The sequence below is a fragment of the Marvinbryantia sp. genome (assembly GCF_047017445.1).
GTDB lineage: Bacteria > Bacillota > Clostridia > Lachnospirales > Lachnospiraceae > Marvinbryantia.
On sequence record NZ_JBKXTT010000019.1, the window covers coordinates 1 to 20,493 of the forward strand.

A 20,493-nucleotide genomic window follows, 5' to 3' on the forward strand; every position below is an offset into this window, starting at 1 on the left:
AGAGCACTTGACTTTTAATCAAGTTGTCCGGGGTTCGAATCCCCGATGCTTCATCCGAAAAGCATTGATGTAAAGTCGATGCTTTTTGTTTTACCCTGCAGAAAACTTCATATATAAGAAACGATATGCGGATATGGCGGAATTGGCAGACGCGCAGGATTTAGGTTCCTGTGTCTTACGGCGTGCAGGTTCAAGTCCTGTTATCCGCATTTTTATTTCCGCGGATCTTTGGACCTGTAGGCCGCGAGGACAGAAAAATCCGCCTTGCATACCACCATATGTTGTGGTATGATAAATGGGCATCAACCAAATATGGAGGAATTTGAAATGACAACAGAAGAATGGCTTGGGCAGGGGAATCAGCTTGGAATGGACATCTGGGAGCGCAAATACTGCAGCGACGGCGAGGATTTTGAAGCGTGGATCGCGCGCGTCAGCGGCGGCAATGAAGAAATCGCGCAGTATATAAAGGAAAAGAAATTCCTTTTCGGCGGCAGGATTTTATCCAATCGCGGATTGAGTCAGAAGGACCGCAAGGTGACGTATTCCAATTGTTACGTGATCACACCGCCGAAGGATGAAATTGAAGATATTTTTGAATGTGCAAAGAAGCTTGCGCGCACATACAGCTACGGCGGCGGCTGCGGAATCGACATTTCCGGACTTGCTCCGCGCGGCGCGCGCATCCACAACGCGGCCAAGGAGACAAGCGGCGCCGTCTCCTTTATGGAGCTGTATTCGATGGTCACAGCGCTGATCGGCCAGAACGGCAGACGCGGCGCACTGATGATCTCCATCGACAGCTCGCACCCCGATGTGGAGGAATTTATCAATCTGAAAACAGACCTGGAGAAGGTCACAAAGGCGAATATTTCCGTCCGTCTCCATGACGATTTTATGGAAGCGGTAAAGGGAAATGAGGAATACCGTCTGCACTTTAAGCGGGAGGCCACCGGAGAGGTGGTCGAGCGCACCGTGCAGGCGAAGGAGCTGTTCCACAAGATCGCGCTGACAAACTGGGATTACGCCGAGCCGGGCGCGCTTTTCTGGGACCGCATTTCGAGCTGGAACCTTCTTAGCAATACGAAGGATTTCAGCTATGCGGGCGTCAATCCCTGCGCGGAGGAGCCGCTTCCGGCGGGCGGAAGCTGTCTGCTCGGCAGCATCAACCTCTCGGAGTTTGTGCAGCATCCGTTTACGGAGACGGCGTCCTTCGATATGGACGGTTTCCGCAAATGCGTGCAGGCGTGCGTGCGCGCCCTGAACGAAGTGCTGGAGGAGGGACTTCCGCTCCATCCGCTTGCGGAGCAGCGCGAGAGCGTGGCAAAATGGCGTCAGATCGGTCTCGGCATCATGGGACTGGCGGATGCACTCCTGAAGCTGGGGTTGACCTACGGCGAAGAGGACGCGGTGGAAATGTGCGACAGGATCGGCTTTGCGATGGCGGACGCGGCGATCGCTACCTCGGCGGTGCTGGCAAAAGAGCAGGGCGCATTTCCTGCATGTAATACTGAGGAGATCATGGAAACACCGTTTTTCCTGGCAAATACATCGGAAAAAACACAGGAGCTTGTGCGCAAGTACGGGCTGCGCAATTCGCAGCTTCTTACGATCGCCCCGACGGGCACGCTGTCGACGATGCTTGGTATTTCCGGCGGTATTGAGCCGGTGTATGCAAACTCCTATCAGCGAAAGACGGAGTCTCTGCACGGAACCGACGTTTACTATAAGGTTTACACGAAAATCGTGGAAGAATATATGAAGCAGCACGGCGTTACAGACGAAAATGCGCTTCCGGGATATTTTGTGACGGCGATGATGCTCGATTATCATCAGCGCATTGAGATGCAGTCCGTCTGGCAGAAACACATCGACGCATCCATCAGCTCGACGGTAAACGTGCCGAACAGCTTTACCGTGGAAGAGACGGAGAGCCTTTATCTTTACGCTTATGAGCGCGGCCTGAAGGGCATCACGATCTACCGCGACGGCTGCAAGCGCACCGGCGTGCTGACGGTGACGGACAAAAAGAAGGTGGTTGCAGGCGAGGGGCTGGAGCGCGGTGAGATCATCCTGGTGACAGACGATGTGGTTGGAAAGAAGCGCAAGCTGATCACGGGCTGCGGAAGCCTGCACTGTATCGCGCTGTTCGATCCGCACACGGGCGCGCTGCTGGAGACGTACCTCAGCAAGGGATCGACCGGCGGCTGCAACAATTTCATGGTCGGGCTGTCCCGCATGATCTCCATCAGTGCGCGCGGCGGCATCGACATTGAGACGATCGTGGATCAGCTCAATTCCAGCGGTTCCTGTCCGTCCTACACGGCGCGCCGCGTAACGCGCAAGGATACCAGCAAGGGCGCGTGCTGTCCGATGGCGGTCGGCAATGCGCTGATGGATATGTATAAGGAAATGCAGGCGGAGCTTGCGCAGAAGCAGGAGATCAAACCGGAAACAGAAGCAAAAAAGACAAAAAAACCGCAGGCAGTTGACATAAAAGAAGCAGACAGGCATATGTACTGCCCGGAATGCGGCGAAAAGCTGGTGTTCGAGGAAGGCTGCAATATCTGCAAGAGCTGCGGCTGGAGCAAATGCCTGTAATGGATGTGGCTGGAGGAAATTTATGGGTGAGACATTAACAAAGAGCGATGTCCGCAAGATCGAGGAGGAGATTGAGTACCGGAAGCTGACGGTGCGCAAGGAGGCGATCGCTGCGGTGAAGGAAGCGCGGGCGCACGGGGATCTGAGCGAGAACTTTGAATATCATGCGGCGAAGCGCGACAAGAATAAAAATGAGAGCCGCATCCGCTATCTGGAGCGGATGCTGAAGACAGCGCACATTGTATCAGATGTATCCAGGGACGGCGAGGTCGGGTTGAACAATATAGTGGAGGTCTATTTTGAGGACGATGATGAGACGGAAACCTACAAAATCGTTACCTCCATTCGCGGCAACTCCATGAGCGGCAAGATCAGCATCGAGTCGCCGATGGGCAAGGCGCTGCTCGGAAAAAAAGAGGGCGATCGCGTCTATGTAAAAGTAAATGAAAATACGGGCTACTACGTGGTGATCAGATCGGTGAAAAACACCACGGAGGACGCAGACGACAAAATAAGAGGCTTTTAGAGCCTCTTATTTTGGTTGTCCTGTAGATGAGGAATATTTTCAGATCCATCCCCCGTCCAGCGTGATGATCTGTCCGGTGAGATAATTATGACCGCTGCAGAGCGATATCGCAAGCTCGGCGACCTCCTGCGGCTCGGCAAAGCGTCCGGCAGGGATCTCCTCCGTCAGAGCCGCGCGTTCCTCAGCGCTCAAAAAGCCGTTCATTTCGGTGTCGATCACGCCGCAGGCAATCGCGTTTACCTGGATATTGCTGGGGGCGAGCTCCTTTGCGAGCGCTTTTGTGAAAGCGTTGACGCCGCCCTTGGAGGCGGAGTAGGCCACCTCGCAGGAGGCGCCCGCCACGCCCCAGACGGAGGAGATATTAAGAATCTTCCCCGCGTGACGCTGCAGCATCAGCGGGATCGCCATGCGGCTGGTGTAAAACACGGAGCTTAAATTTGTCCGGATCAGACGGTCCCACTCCTGAGGCGTCATGTCCGTCAAAAGACCGTGCCAGGAGATGCCGGCATTATTGACGAGGACATTCAGTCCGTCCGTTTCCCGACCGATCTGCGCAAATACCTGCTCCATCCGGAAAGCGTCTGCGGCGTCTGCAGCGAAGGTGCGGCAGTGGATGCCAAAGCTGTGCTCCAGCTCCTTTTTTAATTCCAGGAGCAGCGCTTCATTTTTCCGGCAGGTGAGAAATAAATCGTAACCCTGCGCGGCAAAGGCAGCGGCAAGCGCACGTCCGATGCCGCGGGAGGCGCCGGTAATACAGGCTGTTTTTCGTTCCATAGCGCGCTTCCTACAGCGTATTGATAAATTTCAAAAATGCTGCGCGTCCTTCGGCGGTACATTTGTAGACGCCGGCATGTTCCAGAACCTGCATAAATACATGTCCGATCTCAGCGTGCAGAATATCCATCACATTTTCTTCTGTGATCTTTTCATACTTTGGAAGGAACTCGTCTACCCAGTCGGCGTGCTTTTCAAGGTCGGCGTGAGAGCGGACGTCTTTGCCGGATACCAGATATTCAGCCAGCAGCTCCATCTCTGCTTTCAGTCTTGCCGGAAGTACGGCAAGTCCCATAACCTCGATCAGACCGATGTTTTCTTTTTTAATATGATGCAGCTCTGCGTGCGGATGGTAGACGCCCAGCGGGTGCTCGTCCGTGGTAATATTGTTGCGAAGTACCAGATCCAGCTCGTAATCTTCCCCGCGGCGGCGTGCAATCGGCGTGATGGTGTTGTGCGGTTCGCCGTCTGTCTCCGCGAAGATAAAAGCGTCCTCGTCGGTGTAGCCGCGCCATGCAAGCAGGATGTGGTCGGCGAGGTCGATCAGACGGTCTTTATCGGCACAGCGCAGACGGATCACGGACATTGGCCATGCCACAATGCCGGCCTTCACATCATCATAACTCCTGATGGAGATTTCCTGCTCCACCGGAGCCTTTGCCATAGCAAACTCATAGTGACCGCCCTGGAAGTGGTCGTGGCTTAAAATAGAGCCGCCCACGATCGGCAGATCGGCGTTGGAGCCGACAAAATAGTGCGGGAACTGACCGACAAAATCCAGCAGTTTGCCAAAGGTGGCGCGCTCGATCTTCATCGGAACGTGCTGGGAATTGAATACGATGCAGTGCTCATTGTAGTAAACGTAGGGAGAATACTGGAAGCCCCACTGACTGCCGTTGATCGTCACCGGAATGACGCGGTGGTTCTGGCGCGCCGGGTGGTTGATCCTTCCGGCGTAGCCGACATTCTCCATGCAGAGCAGGCATTTCGGATAACCGCTCTGCTTTGCGAGCTTGGCTGCCGCGATCGCCTTCGGATCCTTCTCAGGCTTTGAGAGATTGATGGTGATATCCAGCGTGCCGTATCTGGTATCGGTGGTCCACTTTACATCCTTGCAGATGCGGTAGCGGCGGATGTAGTCAGTATCCTGGCTCAGCTTATAAAAATAATCAGTGGCTGCAGCCGGAGATTCGTTGTAGAGATTCCAGAATTTTTCCACGACCTCGTGCGGACGCGGCGTCAGCAGTCCCATTATTTTTGTGTCGAACAGGTCGCGGTAAACGACGCCGTTTTCCTGCAAGATGCCTTTTTCATATGCGTAGTCTAAAAGGTTGCATAGCGTTTTCTCCAGGCAGATTTCCCGGGAGCTTTCCGCGGGCGCTTCGTATTCCTCCAGGTGAAACAGCTCCAGCAGCTCATTGACGGCATAATTTTTATCTGTTTCCGTGATCAGACCGCTCTGGATACCATAGGTGACCAGATCGGCGATATCATTATAAATCATGGCGATGCCCTCCCTCTTTGTAATAAAAGAAGTATAGCATATTTTTATATGCAAGAAAATACAAATATTTTGGTTCTTCTGTACCATTTGCACAGGTCTTGTCGGCACTTTTTAATTTTTTACAAAAAAGGACGAATTTTCTCTTTTATTTTTGGTAAAATTGGTGTATGATTGTAACATGACAAACGTATCGGGGTGAAGGACATGATTTCAAATCAAATTTTGCAAAATACGGTAGAGGGAATCAAGCAGATCAGCAGAGTGGATGTCGGGATTATCGACACGGAGGGAAATGTACTGGCGTCGACGTTTGACGAGGTGGGGCAGTATGTGGACTCGGCGATGCTGTTTGTTAATTCCCCGGCGGACAGCCAGGAGCTTCAGGGTTACCAGTTTTTCAAGGTGTACGACGATGCGCAGCTTGAATATATCCTGCTGGCGAGCGGAAGCAGCGACGACACCTACATGGTCGGAAAGATGGCTGCGTTTCAGGTGCAGAACCTGCTGATCGCCTACAAGGAGCGCTTTGATAAGGACAATTTTATCAAAAATCTTCTGCTCGACAACCTGCTTCTCATCGACATCTATAACCGCGCGAAAAAGCTTCATATCGAGACGGAGGCGCGCCGGGTGGTTTTTATTCTGGAGACGGATCATGAGAAGGACAGTTCCTCTCTGGAGAGCGTGCATATGTGCCTCGGCAATAAGGCGAAGGATTTTATCACGGCGGTCGATGAAAAGAGCATCATTGTTGTGAAGGAGCTGTCGCCTTCGGACGACTATGCGGAGATGGAAAAGGTTGCCGCGCAGATCCTGGGCAGTCTGGACGAAACGAAGCGCGAGCATGCCCATATCGCATACGGTACGATCGTGGGAGAGATCCAGGAAGTATCCCGCTCCTACAAGGAAGCGCGGATGGCGCTGGACGTTGGCAAGATTTTCTTCGACGAGCGCGATATCATTGCGTACAGCTCGCTTGGGATCGGACGGCTGATCTATCAGCTCCCGATGCCGCTGTGTAAAATGTTCATCAAGGAAATCTTCGACGGAAAGTCGCCGGACGATTTCGATGAGGAGACGCTCACCACCATCAATAAGTTCTTTGAGAACAGCCTGAACGTTTCCGAGACCTCCAGACAGCTCTATATCCACCGCAATACGCTCGTATACCGCCTGGATAAGCTTCAGAAGAGTACCGGGCTGGATCTGCGCGTATTTGAGGACGCGATCACCTTCAAGATCGCGCTGATGGTCGTAAAGTACATGAAGTATATGGAGTCGATGGAATATTAATGCCGACATGAAGACAGAAGCTGCTGCATAAAATAACAGGGAGAAATTGTGTGGGGGATTTGAGCTGCTCAGATTCCCCTTTTTGCGGAGAATATTATGGAAAATGAAAATCTGGACGAAGAAATGAAAATACTAACTGAAAAGAAGCAGGAAACGGACGATCTGCCGGAGGAGGCGGGGCAGCCGGCGGAAAATGCCGCGCAGACGGAGCGAAAAAATCGCGACAGCTTTTTCATTCACGGGATGCTCTGCGGCGTTCTGCTCACGCTGCTCTGCATTGCGCTCGCGCTGGGCTGGTTCCGCTTTAGGCTGATAAAGCGGCTCTCCGCGCAGACGGAGACTGCCACGCAGGAGGAAGCCGGCAATCTGGATCTGGATACCGGTGCGATCAGCAGTAAGATTCTGGAGATACAGGAAGTCATCAATCAGTATTTTATGGGAGAGCCGGACGGAGAGCTTGTGGAGGATGAGCTCTACAGCGGACTTTTGGAGGGACTGGAGGATCCGTATGCCGCGTACTATTCCGCCGAGTCGCTGAAAACCCTGGAGGAATCGACAAGCGGGGAATATTCCGGCATCGGCGCGCTGCTTGCGCAGGACCCGGAGACAGGAGCGATCTCAGTTGTCACCTGCTTTGCGGATACTCCGGCGGCGGAGGCAGGAATGCTTCCGGGAGATATGGTAACGGCAATTAACGGAGAGAAAACGGACGGCATGGATCTGACGGAGCTGGTTTCCCGCATCAAGACGGAAGCGGGAGAGACAGTGACTTTAAATATTCTGCGTGAAGAGGAGGAACTGGAGCTTTCGGTAGAGCGGCGGGAGATTCAGATCCCGACGGTCTCCGCGGAAATGCTGGAAAACCAGATCGGCTATCTGCAGATCACGGAATTTGACGATGTGACAGTAGAACAGTTCAGGACGGCGATGGCTGATCTGGATGCGCAGGGAATGGAAAAGCTGGTGATCGATCTGCGCGACAATCCGGGCGGTACGCTGCAGTCTGTCTGCGATATCCTGGAGGAGCTGCTGCCGGAAGGGCTGATCGTTTACACGGAGGATAAATACGGGCAGCGCACGGAATATTATGCTTCCGGAGAGCATGTCTTTGACAAGCCGCTGGCGGTGCTGATCAACGGGAACAGCGCCAGCGCGTCGGAGATATTTGCGGGTGCGGTGAAGGATTATGGGATCGGAACCCTGGTCGGCACGACGACCTTTGGGAAGGGCATCGTGCAGCAGATCTTCACACTGTCCGGCGGTACCGGCATGAAGCTGACGGTGGCGAAATACTATACGCCGAGCGGAGCTGACATTCACGAAAAAGGTATCGAACCCGATGTAGAGATCGAGCTTTCTGAGGATATGAAAAACCAGTTGAACATTGAAAAGGAAAACGACGATCAGCTTCAGGAGGCGCTTCGCATTTTAGAGGAATAGTCTGGTCTTACGGGAGAGGACCGGCAGGAAAATCCGGACATAGCTTCCGGAATTCCGCAATTTCCTTCGGTGGGAGCGGTTCCAGATATGCTTTGAAAAATTCTGCATCGCTCATGCAGGCGAAGCGGCGGAGCTGTTCTGCGATAGCTTCCGGGTTTCTGATTTCCATAGATTGCGGCTCCTTTCCTGAATATAGTTCCATTTTAGTCTAAATAAGTCTAAAAGTAAATAGAGAGCTTTGAAAAAAAAGAAATTGAAATTATGAGAAGAATGTGATACGGTATACAGATAAGGAGTGTGGGGAATACCGATTTTCAGGAGATTGACATACAGAATGAAAAGAAAACAGCTTTGGAAAAAAATATCATATATTGCTGTTTCAGGAATGCTTGCCGTATCCGTACCGGCAACGGCGGTGCGGGTACCGGTGTCGGCTGAGGAAACAGAGGGGCAGGAGACGGTAAAGAAGGACCAGGAGCAAAGCGCGGAGCCGCTGCAGACAGATCCACCGCAAGCGGATCCGCCGCAGACAGACCCGCCGCAGACAGATCCGCCACAGACGGATCCGCCACAAACAGATCCACCACAGACGGACCCGCCGCAGACAGACCCGCCGCAGACAGATCCACCACAGACGGATCCACCGCAGACGGATCCGCCGCAAACGGATCCCATACAGACAGAACCGCCGCAGACGGATGAACCGCAGACGCCGGGTTCAGAGCCGGAAACGGGTTCCGCGGAAACGCCCTCCGAGTCGGAAACGGGAGCGCCGGTTACAGAGCCGGAGACAGAGTCTGACTCCGGGACGGAGCACACGGAAACAGAGGATGGCGAAACAGAGAGCGGCAGTGAAACAGAATCGCAGTCCGGGACGGAAACGGAATCGGAGGCTGAGTCGGAATCGGAGGCTGAGTCGGAGAGTGAGGATCATTCGCAGAAGAATGCGAACTGGGAGACGAATATCATTGCCAGCAATGCGGCTTATCTCGGACAGCTTTCCAGTCTCTATGGCATCAGCTTTTCGGACGGCTTCGGCAGTCTCTGCAGCGAGGTGGAGGCGGCGTTTGCGCAGACGCTCGCCGACCCGGAGAATTTTCATGCCTCCAACTGGAAGGACGTCTTTGCGGTGTTTGTTTACGAGTTAAAGCAGAGAACCGGCTCCGGCGCGATAACGCCGGATGCCCGTGCGCTTCTGCTGGAGATCTTCACGGAGATGAACGAGCCGGAAAGAGACGTGCAGGAGGTGTCCGGACCGGATATTTCCGAGGTATTTGTGGAGGAATACTCCATTGAGGACGAGCTGGCAGCCGTGGACGCGCAGGAGGAGCTGCTGCTTGCAGGATGCAGCACCCAAATAGGCGGGATGGCAGAGCTTATGCGTGCATCCATTAAGGAGCGTGCCGAGCAGCAGAGAGAAACGCTGCGCGAGGAAAAAAAGGAACAGATGGATGCGGCGCGCTATGAGAAGTGGCTGAGACTTCGTCAGGAGAGCGAGCTGCAGGCGGATGGACAGGCTGCGGAGACTGTGGAAACGTATTCTGCGGCGGAGCTTGTCCCGGCGACGATTGACGATTATGTGCGAAGAAACGGCATTGACAGCGCAGGGGCGGCGGAAATGCAGTCCTACGCATCCGCGCAGTGTCTGCAGCTTTGCGCGATCGCCAGCGCGGCGCCGCAGATCGTGCGCGCATCGGTTGGAGATGATATTTCTGATGCACGTGTACAGATCGTCACGGCGGCATATAGCCTGGTCGGAAAGGTCGGCTATTTCTGGGGCGGCAAATCCTTTGTGTTCGGGTGGGACAGCAGATGGGGTTCTCCCGCGCAGGTGACGGCGGACGGCAGTACCTCGACCGGTATGACGAGAGGATACGGTCTGGACTGCAGCGGCTTTACGCTGTACTGCTATTACAATGGTCTGGGCGGTTCCGATGCGGGTATCGGCGGACACACGACAAGCCAGTGGAATGCTTCCGTGATGGTGGACCAGATCAACGCAGGACCGGGAGATCTTGTATTTTACGGCGGCCCGGAGCGCGGCGACATGAACCATGTCGGACTGGTGGTCGGAAAGTCGGCGGACGGCGGCCTGATCGTTGCGCACTGCTCATCCAGTCAGAATGGCGTGGTAGTCGGCGAGGCATGGAGTTCCGGTTTCCGGTATGTGCGGACAGTGCCGGGACTTTCGTAGGATCTTTGTGCGGCGCCTGATCGTGTTGTGACAGGAGTTTTCATCGAAATAATACATGATATTGATGTTTTTAATTCATGATGCTGGAGCGGGTTTTTTGTTGACAAACAAAAAGCCCGCTGTTATCATTTTTTCAGAACAAAGGCGTTCTTACAAAAGGGTATAGAATGCCTTTTTCTGTTTTTTAATAGGATTTAAAGGAGTGGATTTAAGGATGGGATATACGAAGGAAGATGTGATCAGACTGGTGCAGGAAGAGGATGTGGAGTTTATCCGCCTGCAGTTTACCGACATTTTCGGGACATTAAAAAATATAGCGATCACGGCGAGCCAGCTTGAACGGGCGCTGGATAACAAGTGCATGTTTGACGGCTCGTCGATCGAGGGATTTGTACGCATAGAGGAATCAGATATGTATCTGCACCCCGATCTGGATACCTTTGCGATTTTTCCGTGGCGGCCGCAGCAGGGCAAGGTGGCGCGGTTAATCTGTGATATTTATCGTCCGGACGGCACCGCGTTTGAGGGAGATCCGCGCTACGTGCTGAAGCGTGTGCTGAAAGAGGCAGAGGAGATGGGCTATCAGTTTGACGTGGGACCGGAGTGTGAGTTTTTCCTCTACCACACGGACGACAACGGGCAGCCGACCACCATCACGCACGAGAAAGCGGGCTATTTTGATCTCGGTCCGGTAGATCTCGGCGAGAATGCACGGCGCGATATGGTGCTGACACTGGAGACGATGGGCTTTGAGATCGAGTCGTCCCACCACGAGGTGGCGCCTGCGCAGCATGAGATTGATTTTAGATATGATGACGCGCTGACAACAGCGGATAATATCATGACCTTTAAGCTGACAGTGAAAACGATCGCGAAGCGTCACGGACTGCACGCCACCTTTATGCCGAAGCCGAAGGCGGGCATCAACGGTTCCGGTATGCATATTAATATGTCACTTTCCAGGGATGGAAAAAATATTTTTGCAGACCCGGAGGATGAGGTGGGGCTGAGCCGGGAGGCGTATTATTTCATCGGCGGATTGATGAAGCATATCCACTGCATGACGGCGATCACAAATCCGATCGTAAATTCCTACAAGCGCCTGGTGCCGGGGTTTGAGGCGCCGGTCTACGTGGCGTGGTCGGCGCATAACCGTTCCCCGCTCATCCGCATTCCGGGCATCCGCACGGAGGGAACGCGCATCGAGCTGCGCTGTCCGGATCCGTCCAGCAATCCGTATCTGGTGCTGGCAGTCTGCCTTGCAGCAGGACTGGACGGAATTAAGAATCAGATCATGCCGCCCGCGCAGGTGGAGCGGAATATTTTTGAGATGACGGACAGGGAGCGGAAAGAGCTTGGCATCACAACGCTGCCGGATAACCTGCTTACGGCGGTGGAGGCGATGGAGAGCGACGAGCTGATCTGCAAAGTGCTTGGCGAACATATTGCAAAAAATTATTGCCAGGCGAAGCGCAGCGAGTGGGCGCAGTACAGCAGGAATGTCACAGAGTGGGAGCTTGAACAATATCTCTACCGGATTTAAATTCTGTTTTTATTGAAAAAATAAGAACAGGGGGTGGAGAGATTGGTAAGTATCATTGTGGTATTCCCGAAGGCGGAGGATGCGAAAAATATCCGCAATATCCTTGTCCGCAGCGGGTACCGGGTGGCTGCCGTATGCACCAGCGGAGCGCAGGTCCTGCAGGTCGCTGACCGCATCGGAGAAGGCATCGTCGTGTGCGGCTATAAATTCACCGATATGCTTTACAGTCAGCTTCTGGAGGATATCCCGGACAGCTTTGAGATGCTGCTGATCGCCTCGCGGAGCGTCCTGGAGTCGTGCGACGACCGGAGCGTCGTCTGCCTGGCGCTTCCGCTGAAGATTCATGATCTTGCGAATACGGTGGAAATGATCATGGGAAATCTTCTTCGAAAGAAAAAGAAGCGCAGACAGCAGCCGAAGGTGCGCTCGGAGGAGGAGATGAAACTGATCGCGGACGCGAAAAAGCTTTTGATGGAGCGCAACAGCATGACGGAGGAGGAGGCGCACCGCTATATGCAGAAATGCAGCATGGACAGCGGCACCAATATTGTGGAGACGGCGCAGATGGTATTCACGCTGATGAAATATTAAGAAACTGCTCGGGTGGTCTGCAGCTTGCAGGCGAAGAGATGCAGGAAACAGGCAGGTTGGGAGGATAATTGCATGAAGTTTACAAAAATGCATGGAATCGGCAACGATTACGTTTATGTTAATTGTTTTAAGGAGACGGTGGACGATCCGGCAAAGACAGCCGTTTTCGTCAGTGACCGTCATTTCGGGATCGGCTCCGACGGGCTGATCCTGATCAAGCCGTCTGAGGTTGCGGACGGAAAGATGGAGATGTACAACGCCGACGGCTCACAGGGGGCGATGTGCGGGAACGGCATCCGCTGTGTGGCGAAATATATGTATGATTACGGGATCACGGATAAAACCAGCATCAGTGTGGAGACGAAGAGCGGCATTAAATACCTTGACCTCACGGTGGAGAACGGAAAGGTCTCTGCTGTTAGGGTGAATATGGGCTCTCCGGTTCTGCAGGCGGCCGCCATACCGGCAGTTTCTGAAAAGGAGACGGTGATTGACGAGCCGGTGACGGTGAACGGCAGAGAGTGGCGGCTTACCTGTGTTTCTATGGGCAATCCGCACGCTGTGACCTATGTGGAGGATGTGAAGCATCTGGATATTGAGAAAATCGGCCCGGAGTTTGAGCATCATCCGATGTTTCCGGACAGGGTGAATACGGAATTTGCGCATGTGATCGACCGCCATACAGTGGAAATGCGCGTGTGGGAGCGCGGCTCTGGCGAGACGCTTGCCTGCGGTACCGGGGCGTGCGCGACGGCGGTTGCCTCTGTTCTGAATGGCTATACGGAGGATGAGGTGACGGTGAAGCTTCTGGGTGGCGACCTGAAAATTTTCTGGGACAGAAAGGAAAATAACGTCTACATGACTGGAAGTGCGACGACGGTATTTGACGGGGAAATTGCGCTTTGACGTCATGCATTAAGACGGCGGGAATGTCGGGAAGTTGTTTAAAAAGGACAGCGGAGACGGCAGGAAAAGAATAGATTCATACAGGGGAAAAGGAGACGGGAATATGGCAAAGGTAAATGACAATTATTTAAAGCTGCCGGGCAGTTATCTGTTTTCAACAATCGGCAAAAAGGTAGCCGCATATTCGGCGGCAAATCCGGATAAGAAGATTATCCGCTTAGGAATAGGCGATGTGACGCAGCCGCTTGCCCCGGCAATTATCACGGCGCTGCACGGCGCGGTGGATGAGATGGCGAAGGCGGAGACTTTCCATGGATATGCGCCGGATCTGGGCTATGAATTTTTGAGAAATGCGATCGCAAAAAATGATTACGCAGACCGCGGCTGTGACATCGCGGCGGATGAAATTTTCGTGTCGGATGGCGCAAAGTGTGATTCGGCGAACATTCAGGAGATTTTCAGTCTGGACAACAAGATCGCAGTCTGCGATCCGGTGTATCCGGTGTATGTGGATTCCAATGTGATGGCGGGCAGAACCGGTACCTGGGATCCGCAGACGGAGACCTGGAGCGACGTCATCTATATGCCGTGCACGGCGGAAAATCATTTTGCGCCGGAGCTTCCCTCCGAGACGCCGGATCTGATTTACCTGTGCTTTCCGAACAACCCGACCGGCTCCACGATCACAAAGGAGGAGCTGCAGGTCTGGGTGGACTATGCAAATAATGTGGGCGCGATCATTATCTACGACGCGGCTTACGAGGCGTATATTTCGGAGGAGGATGTGCCGCACTCCATTTATGAGTGCGAGGGCGCGCGAACCTGTGCGATCGAACTGCGCAGCTTCTCGAAGAATGCCGGCTTCACCGGCGTGCGCCTTGGATTTACCGTTGTTCCGAAGGAATTAAAGGCGGGCGGCACCAATCTGCATCCGCTGTGGGCGCGGCGCCACGGTACGAAATATAACGGAGCGCCTTACATTGTGCAGCGCGCGGGCGAGGCGGTCTACTCCCCGGAGGGAAAGGCGCAGCTTAAAGAGCAGGTGGCGTATTATATGAAAAATGCCGCCGCTATTTACGATGGACTGAGCGAGATGGGCTATACGGTATCCGGCGGCATCAACGCGCCGTATATCTGGCTGAAAACACCGGACAACATGAGTTCCTGGGAATTCTTTGATTATCTTCTGGAAAAAGCAAACGTGGTCGGCACGCCCGGCTCCGGCTTCGGACCGAGCGGGGAGGGATATTTCAGGCTCACCGCGTTCGGCAGCTACGAGAATACAGTGGCGGCGCTTGAACGGATCAGAAGGATGTAAAAAATAGGGAGGAACAGCGTCTCTTCGGAGGCGCTTTCTTTTGGCGATTTTCGGGAGGGGAGTGGCTTTTGATTGATACGGCAGCCTTTTTCTGTTATGATGGGTGGTAGAAAAAGGCTGCCGGACAGTTTACAAAAATGTCCGGGGCAGGGTTATCGGATAAGAGCCGGCATACGGAAATAGGATGAAACAGGGGGGAGAGACGGTATGGAACGCTGTAAGTGGTGCCTGTGCAATGAAAAAATGATAAAATACCATGATGAGGAATGGGGGATGCCGCTGCATGATGACAGGAAGCAGTTTGAATTCCTGATGATGGAAGCCATGCAGTGTGGGCTGAACTGGAATATGATGATCCAGAAGCGGGAAATATTCCGAAAATGCTTTGACGGGTTTGATTATGAAAAGGTAGCTGCCTATCAGGAAGCGGATATCCGGAGAATTATGGAGACCGAAGGGATGATACGCTCCCGGAGAAAGATCGAGGCAGTTATCCATAATGCGGCATGTTTTCTGAAAATCCGGGAAGAATGCGGCACGTTCAGTGAGTATCTGTGGAGGTTTTCAGAAGGAAAAACCATACAGTACATGGGACACCAGAAAGGGAATCTGCCTGCCAGAAACGGACTGTCGGACACGGTCAGTAAAGATCTGAAAAAGCGTGGGTTTAAATATCTCGGTTCTGTTACGGTGTATTCTCATCTGCAGGCTTGCGGGATCATCAATGACCATGCAGAAGGCTGTTTCCGCTATACGGAAGTGACGGCAGGTGTCCCGGTAGTCCGCAGGCGCCGTGATAAGGAAGATGATGGAGTATAGGATACAGGACTTTGGAGGGTTACGATGGAAATAAAAAGAATAGATTATGATTTTTCTGTCTGTAAAGTGGAAGATTTTTCGATGGTAGATCCGGCACAGCCGTTTTATTTTACTGGCAGGACAGATGAAGAAAATTCACTGGTGTGCATGACAGAGAATGTTCCGAAGAATGCAACAGAACGGGATGATGGCTGGAAGGCATTCCGGATACAGGGCGTTTTGGATTTTTCCCTGATCGGTATACTTTCTAAGATATCAGCTTTGATGGCGCAGCATGATATTGGCATCTTTGCGGTATCTACTTATAATACGGATTATATCCTGGTGAAAAGGGAAAATTATGAAAAGGCATTGCAGGTGTTTTTCAAAGCGGGATATCAGATTATTTGACGGGAGGCGGTTCGTGATGAAAGAGCGGAAGGAAGTTTTGGATTTTGGAATGACTTTCCCGGATGGGGAAATCAAAAGGATGATTGCAGAAAGCTATGATCTGATTGTTGGGAAAAACAGAATAAAAGTTTAAGCTTTATGGAGGACAGTGTCTTGAAAAGTTTCATTAGATTGACAGACTACAGTGTAAATGATATTTATGATATATTTGCACTGACAGATGAAGTTAGAAAAGGAAAATATCAGGGAATACTCAAAGGAAAAAGCGTGATTTTATTTTTTCCTAATTCCAGTATCAGGACAAGGGTATCATTTGAAAAAGGAGTCTATTTGTTAGGTGGGCAGTCAATTCTCTTTCCAATGGAAACTTTAGATAAAAAAGAAGATATAAGGGATGTGTGTGGATATTTAAATAATTGGGCTGATTTAGTGATCGTGCGACACAAAGACATTCACTTAGTGGAACAGATGTCTGCTTGTTTAAGCGTACCTGTTATCAATGCCATGACAGATGTGAATCATCCATGCGAAGTTTTAGCAGATATGTATACCTTGTCTAAGATACGAAAGGATTTTATAAAAGATAGATTCTTATTTGTCGGGGAAAGAGGAAATATTGGATTGGCATGGAAAGAGGCTTCGGAGGTCATGGGTTTCAGCCTGGAACAATGTTGCGGCAGAGGTTATGAAATTGATGGTTTGACAACTTATCATAATATCCATGATGCAGTGGCAGGTAAAGATATTGTGTGTACGGATTCTTTGCCTGCAGGAGCACTTGTAGATTTCAAAGAGTGTCATGTTACGACGGAGGTAATGGAAATGGCAAATGATGGTGCGCTCCTAAATCCTTGTCCGCCTTTTTATCGCGGAGAAGAAGTTTCTGAAGAAGTGATCGAATCAGATTTTTTTGTTGGATATGAATTTAAGAAATATTTGCTGGAGGTTCAGCAAGCAATAATGATTTATTGTTTAACCAAATAAATTTGCCCCCAAATTGTAAAGGAGAAAAGTGTGCCAGTTAATATAGCAGAAACGTTTGAATTACTGTTTGACAAAAATAATAATACCGCATATAAAGCATTACAGGAGCTGCAAAAAGAAAGTGAAAAAACGGATTGCGTTTATGCTTACATGGATAGGTTAGGAGATATGCTTGACAGCAATAACTCTTATATCCGTACCAGAGGGCTTGTGCTGCTTGCCTGTAATGCAAGATGGGATATAGATAATAAGATCGATGAGATTATTGACGAATATTTGAGACATATAACGGATGTTAAGCCGATTACGGCAAGACAGTGCATAAAGATGCTGCCTGTGATCGCAAGGGAGAAGCCGGAGTTAAGAAATGATATTTGTTCGGCGCTGCAAAAGGCGGATATATCTTTTTATGATGACAGTATGCAGCCGCTGGTTTATAAGGATATTCAAAAGGCGTTGAAAGAGATACAGAAATTATAAAAAGCAAAAATTCTGGTTTGTTGAGCCTGGAAAGCAGAAATATTTGGAGGACAGTTATGAAAAAGTGGTATGATGAGGAATATGAATTTGAAATTGAAGTTATCGGTTTTTTAAGAGGCGATCATACAGAACGGTATTGCCGTAATGGGGAAGAAATCGGAGATAAATACACCTGTACTTATGGCTGTCCTGTTAATAAAGACGGATATGGAATCTGCTCTAAAACAATGATGGTGTTGTATCCGTTAATGGAAGCCGTCAGAAGCGGGGGAGATTTGGAAAATCTTGGCGGCGATGGAAAATACAGCAAAACAATTGTCTGTCCGGATGGCTGCGTGATGTTCCGGCTGACAGCGAAACCGCTTGGAAATGAGAATTTTCATAAGGGCGGCTTTTGGAAAGAACCTTGATTTTCTGTTATAATTTTTTTGAAAAACCCATTGACAAACATCTATCTGTCACATATAATATAGAAAATCATCAATTTGTTGACGGGAGGTGTGTTGGATGAAGATTGACGAAAAGAGAACGGCAATCATCTTCAAAGCTTTTTGCGATGAAAATCGCATAAAGATATTGAAGATGCTGACTACGGGAGAAAAATGCGCGTGCAAATTGTTGGAAGAGATCAATATTACACAGCCAACCATGTCACACCATATGAAAATCCTGTGTGATTCTGGTATTGTTGTTGGGCGTAAAGAGGGGAAATGGATGCATTATTCCATCTCCGCTGAAGGTTCTGAATACGCTATGCAATGCCTGCAGGCACTTACCAAAGCGACCAGTACAGACGAAAGGAAGTCGTGCCTGGAAAAGTAAGGAAGTCAAAACTTTTCCGCACGGCTTACTTTCAAGTCAATAAATTGATACATTTCAATATAACTATTTATCAAAGGGAGGCTTTTTCTTTATGGAAGTAATAAGAACAGCGTGGGATTTCTTTCAAAGTGAAATTCTCGGCATGAGTTGGCTAAACAGGCTCATTGGATTCGCATTGAACGCCTGTGGATTAGATACTGCTGGTAAAATTGGCGGCAGCGTTCAATTTTTTATTTATGATACCATTAAAATCATGATACTCCTTGGGTTCTTGATTTTAATAATCTCGTATATCCAAAGCTATTTCCCGCCGGAACGGTCTAAAAAGATATTGGGACGCTTTCACGGGATTGGCGCCAATATTCTCGGCGCACTGCTCGGCACAGTTACACCATTTTGCTCCTGTTCTTCCATCCCGATTTTTATTGGATTTACAAGTGCAGGTCTGCCGCTTGGGGTAACATTTTCCTTCCTGATCTCTTCACCGATGGTTGACCTTGGCTCTCTTGTATTGCTCATGAGCATTTTCGGATGGAAGGTTGCCATTGTTTATGTTGTTTTGGGATTAGTGATTGCCGTAGTTGGCGGTACGCTGATTGAAAAATTGCATCTTGAAAATCAGGTGGAGGATTTTATCCGCAATGGAAATTCGCTGGATACGCCCCAGGAAGAACTTCATTTCAAAGACCGAATGAAATATGCCTGGGAGCAGGTAGTCTCTACGGCCAGGAAGGTGGCTCCTTATGTTCTGGTCGGTGTTGGCATTGGTGCTTTTATCCACAACTGGATTCCCGAAGATCTGATTGTAAAAGTCCTGGGTACAGGCAATCCTTTCGGTGTAATTCTCGCAACGATTGCCGGCGTTCCGATGTATGCAGATATTTTTGGTACGATTCCGATTGCAGAAGCCCTGCTTGCAAAGGGTGCTCAGCTTGGTGTTGTCCTGTCCTTTATGATGGGCGTTACGACACTATCCCTGCCTTCCATTATTATGCTGAAAAAAGCAGTGAAACCGAAATTGCTGGGTATCTTCATTGGAATCTGCACCTTGGGAATTATCCTCGTGGGGTATTTCTTTAACGCAGTTCAATATCTGTTGATCTAAATGGGAGGAAAAGAAAATGGCGAAAAATATGCAGCTCTTTCAGAACATGGTCTGCAATTTTTGTAGATTATGGTTCTGATTCCTGCGCACCATGCAAAGCAATGTTGCCTGCGGTGGAAACTGGACTCTATTTGCTGTTAATTTTTGATTTTTGATTTAGGAGGTATTCGATATGAGTGAGAAAAAAGGTTTTTTTGCCACATTATTTGGCGGTGGGCATTCCAATGGATGCTGCAACATGGAAATCACAGAGGAAACGCAAAGCGATTCCAATAGCCCTGCGGCAGATGCAGGTAAGACGGTTATTAAAATTCTCGGTCCTGGGTGCCGGAATTGTCAGGCCTTGGAGAAAAATGTAAAAGAGGCATTGACTGCTATGGGAAAAGACGCCGTTATTGAACATGTGACGGATTACGGCCAGATTTCTTCCTACGGCGTTATGAGCACTCCCGGACTGGTAGTGAATGAAAAGTTGATTTCCTACGGCAAAGTTCTAAGTACTGCTGATCTTGAAAAGGTTTTGAAGGATTTGTTCTGACCAATGTTACAATAAAGGCCGCAGCCAAATTGCAGAGGCACTTGGAAAACATCTTATGGGAAATAAGTTTGAGTTCTATTCTGCCGGAACAGAGACAAAACCGCAAATCAATCAGGACGCAGTGCGGCTGATAAAACAACTCTACGGCATCGATATGGAACAGACACAGTATAGCAAAACGATTGCAGAGATTCCTGCACCGGACATTGCAATCTCAATGGGCTGCGATGTCGGATGCCCCTATATTGGCAGAGCGTTTGATGATAATTGGGGCTTACCTGATCCGACAGGGCAGAGCGATGAAGTATTTATTGATGTTATAAAACAGATTGAACATCATATTTTATCCATAGATAAAATAAAAAGCAATTTGGTTTCAATATAGCAATATAGTAAGGCTATTCCTGATTGCCTGCTTTTGCTATTTATTGCTTTGACGTTTATTTGCTTTCTTTTTCTTATGCTCTTCTCGCCACTTTTTACTCCACCATGTACCAGCCAGTGAGCAGCTGCCACCACATGCAACAATTACAGCAAAAATAATAAATGTAGATAACTCCATTACTTACATCTCCTTTCGCGGACAATCCAAAGTTAGATTATAAATCCTTGCCAACAAAAACAGTATAATTTATTTCACTCTAAATGTCAAATATTTCATACTA

At 50.2% G+C, this 20,493-nt stretch carries 22 protein-coding genes and 1 tRNA gene; 19 read left to right on the plus strand and 4 right to left on the minus strand.

The genetic code is table 11. The features are described from left to right. The first annotated feature begins 127 nt into the window (after positions 1-127). From ACLU9Q_RS17095 to greA, 3 genes are all read left to right on the plus strand, one after another. Positions 128-209: transfer RNA gene (locus ACLU9Q_RS17095), tRNA-Leu, on the plus strand. Positions 210-327: 118 nt separating this feature from the next. Then, a complete protein-coding gene (locus ACLU9Q_RS17100) occupies positions 328-2,601 on the plus strand; it encodes an adenosylcobalamin-dependent ribonucleoside-diphosphate reductase (protein ID WP_412625682.1) in 2,274 nt (757 codons plus the stop codon). Between the two features lie 22 nt (positions 2,602-2,623). Then, positions 2,624-3,127 (plus strand): transcription elongation factor GreA, encoded by a 504-nt coding sequence (gene greA / locus ACLU9Q_RS17105; RefSeq protein WP_296840017.1) that lies wholly within the window; start codon positions 2,624-2,626, stop codon positions 3,125-3,127. 39 nt (positions 3,128-3,166) lie between these two features. On the opposite strand, the gene ymfI is transcribed toward greA, so the two are convergent. Further along, positions 3,167-3,901, minus strand: coding sequence for an elongation factor P 5-aminopentanone reductase (gene ymfI, locus ACLU9Q_RS17110; RefSeq protein ID WP_296840014.1), 735 nt, complete (start codon positions 3,899-3,901; stop codon positions 3,167-3,169). A 10-nt stretch (positions 3,902-3,911) separates the two neighbouring features. Beyond that, entirely contained in the window at positions 3,912-5,405 is a 1,494-nt protein-coding gene (gene galT / locus ACLU9Q_RS17115) for a UDP-glucose--hexose-1-phosphate uridylyltransferase (RefSeq protein ID WP_296840011.1), read from the minus strand. Positions 5,406-5,609: 204 nt separating this feature from the next. Here galT and ACLU9Q_RS17120 point away from each other — a divergent pair, with 204 nt between their 5' ends. Both ACLU9Q_RS17120 and ACLU9Q_RS17125 read left to right on the plus strand, forming a co-directional pair. Then, positions 5,610-6,698 (plus strand): PucR family transcriptional regulator, encoded by a 1,089-nt coding sequence (locus tag ACLU9Q_RS17120; RefSeq protein ID WP_296840008.1) that lies wholly within the window; start codon positions 5,610-5,612, stop codon positions 6,696-6,698. Positions 6,699-6,794: 96 nt separating this feature from the next. Then, positions 6,795-8,138 carry a S41 family peptidase gene (locus ACLU9Q_RS17125; protein WP_296840004.1) on the plus strand — a complete coding sequence of 448 codons (1,344 nt, stop codon included), beginning with the start codon at positions 6,795-6,797 and terminating at the stop codon, positions 8,136-8,138. A gap of 7 nt (positions 8,139-8,145) precedes the next feature. Here the strand turns inward: ACLU9Q_RS17125 and ACLU9Q_RS17130 are convergent, their stop codons facing one another. After that, positions 8,146-8,307 (minus strand): hypothetical protein, encoded by a 162-nt coding sequence (locus ACLU9Q_RS17130; RefSeq protein WP_296840001.1) that lies wholly within the window; start codon positions 8,305-8,307, stop codon positions 8,146-8,148. Between the two features lie 165 nt (positions 8,308-8,472). On the opposite strand from ACLU9Q_RS17130, the gene ACLU9Q_RS17135 reads away from it, so the two are divergent. From ACLU9Q_RS17135 to ACLU9Q_RS17200, 14 genes are all read left to right on the plus strand, one after another. Next, positions 8,473-10,332 carry an NlpC/P60 family protein gene (locus ACLU9Q_RS17135; protein WP_296928116.1) on the plus strand — a complete coding sequence of 620 codons (1,860 nt, stop codon included), beginning with the start codon at positions 8,473-8,475 and terminating at the stop codon, positions 10,330-10,332. A gap of 214 nt (positions 10,333-10,546) precedes the next feature. Continuing rightward, positions 10,547-11,875, plus strand: a complete 1,329-nt coding sequence (gene glnA, locus ACLU9Q_RS17140) for a type I glutamate--ammonia ligase (RefSeq protein ID WP_296838335.1) — start codon at positions 10,547-10,549, stop codon at positions 11,873-11,875. Positions 11,876-11,917: 42 nt separating this feature from the next. Beyond that, entirely contained in the window at positions 11,918-12,466 is a 549-nt protein-coding gene (locus tag ACLU9Q_RS17145) for an ANTAR domain-containing response regulator (RefSeq protein WP_296838332.1), read from the plus strand. 72 nt (positions 12,467-12,538) lie between these two features. Next, on the plus strand, positions 12,539-13,372 hold the full coding sequence (dapF, locus tag ACLU9Q_RS17150; RefSeq protein ID WP_296838329.1) for a diaminopimelate epimerase: 834 nt from the start codon (positions 12,539-12,541) through the stop codon (positions 13,370-13,372). Between the two features lie 103 nt (positions 13,373-13,475). Beyond that, the gene (locus ACLU9Q_RS17155) at positions 13,476-14,690 is read left to right on the plus strand and encodes an LL-diaminopimelate aminotransferase (protein WP_296838326.1); all 1,215 of its coding nucleotides are present in this window, start codon (positions 13,476-13,478) and stop codon (positions 14,688-14,690) included. 207 nt (positions 14,691-14,897) lie between these two features. Then, positions 14,898-15,509: a DNA-3-methyladenine glycosylase I gene (locus tag ACLU9Q_RS17160; protein ID WP_296928118.1), complete on the plus strand. Its 612-nt coding sequence runs from the start codon at positions 14,898-14,900 to the stop codon at positions 15,507-15,509. Between the two features lie 24 nt (positions 15,510-15,533). Continuing rightward, entirely contained in the window at positions 15,534-15,899 is a 366-nt protein-coding gene (locus ACLU9Q_RS17165; protein ID WP_296838320.1) for an ACT domain-containing protein, read from the plus strand. A gap of 153 nt (positions 15,900-16,052) precedes the next feature. Beyond that, positions 16,053-16,883, plus strand: a complete 831-nt coding sequence (locus tag ACLU9Q_RS17170) for an ornithine carbamoyltransferase (protein ID WP_296838317.1) — start codon at positions 16,053-16,055, stop codon at positions 16,881-16,883. Positions 16,884-16,913: 30 nt separating this feature from the next. Continuing rightward, entirely contained in the window at positions 16,914-17,363 is a 450-nt protein-coding gene (locus ACLU9Q_RS17175; protein WP_296928121.1) for a SufBD protein, read from the plus strand. Positions 17,364-17,419: 56 nt separating this feature from the next. Next, complete coding sequence (locus tag ACLU9Q_RS17180) at positions 17,420-17,773, plus strand: TIGR04076 family protein (protein ID WP_296838310.1); 354 nt, start codon at positions 17,420-17,422, stop codon at positions 17,771-17,773. 103 nt (positions 17,774-17,876) lie between these two features. Continuing rightward, a complete protein-coding gene (locus ACLU9Q_RS17185) occupies positions 17,877-18,185 on the plus strand; it encodes an ArsR/SmtB family transcription factor (RefSeq protein ID WP_412625693.1) in 309 nt (102 codons plus the stop codon). Positions 18,186-18,276: 91 nt separating this feature from the next. Next, positions 18,277-19,290: a permease gene (locus ACLU9Q_RS17190; protein WP_296838303.1), complete on the plus strand. Its 1,014-nt coding sequence runs from the start codon at positions 18,277-18,279 to the stop codon at positions 19,288-19,290. Between the two features lie 172 nt (positions 19,291-19,462). Then, the gene (locus ACLU9Q_RS17195) at positions 19,463-19,828 is read left to right on the plus strand and encodes a thioredoxin family protein (protein ID WP_296838300.1); all 366 of its coding nucleotides are present in this window, start codon (positions 19,463-19,465) and stop codon (positions 19,826-19,828) included. Further along, positions 19,818-20,213, plus strand: coding sequence for an arsenate reductase ArsC (locus tag ACLU9Q_RS17200; protein ID WP_296838341.1), 396 nt, complete (start codon positions 19,818-19,820; stop codon positions 20,211-20,213). Before ACLU9Q_RS17195 ends, ACLU9Q_RS17200 begins: the two co-directional genes overlap by 11 nt. Positions 20,214-20,249: 36 nt before the next feature. On the opposite strand, the gene ACLU9Q_RS17205 is transcribed toward ACLU9Q_RS17200, so the two are convergent. Next, a complete protein-coding gene (locus tag ACLU9Q_RS17205; RefSeq protein WP_296838297.1) occupies positions 20,250-20,390 on the minus strand; it encodes a hypothetical protein in 141 nt (46 codons plus the stop codon). Positions 20,391-20,493 lie beyond the last annotated feature (103 nt).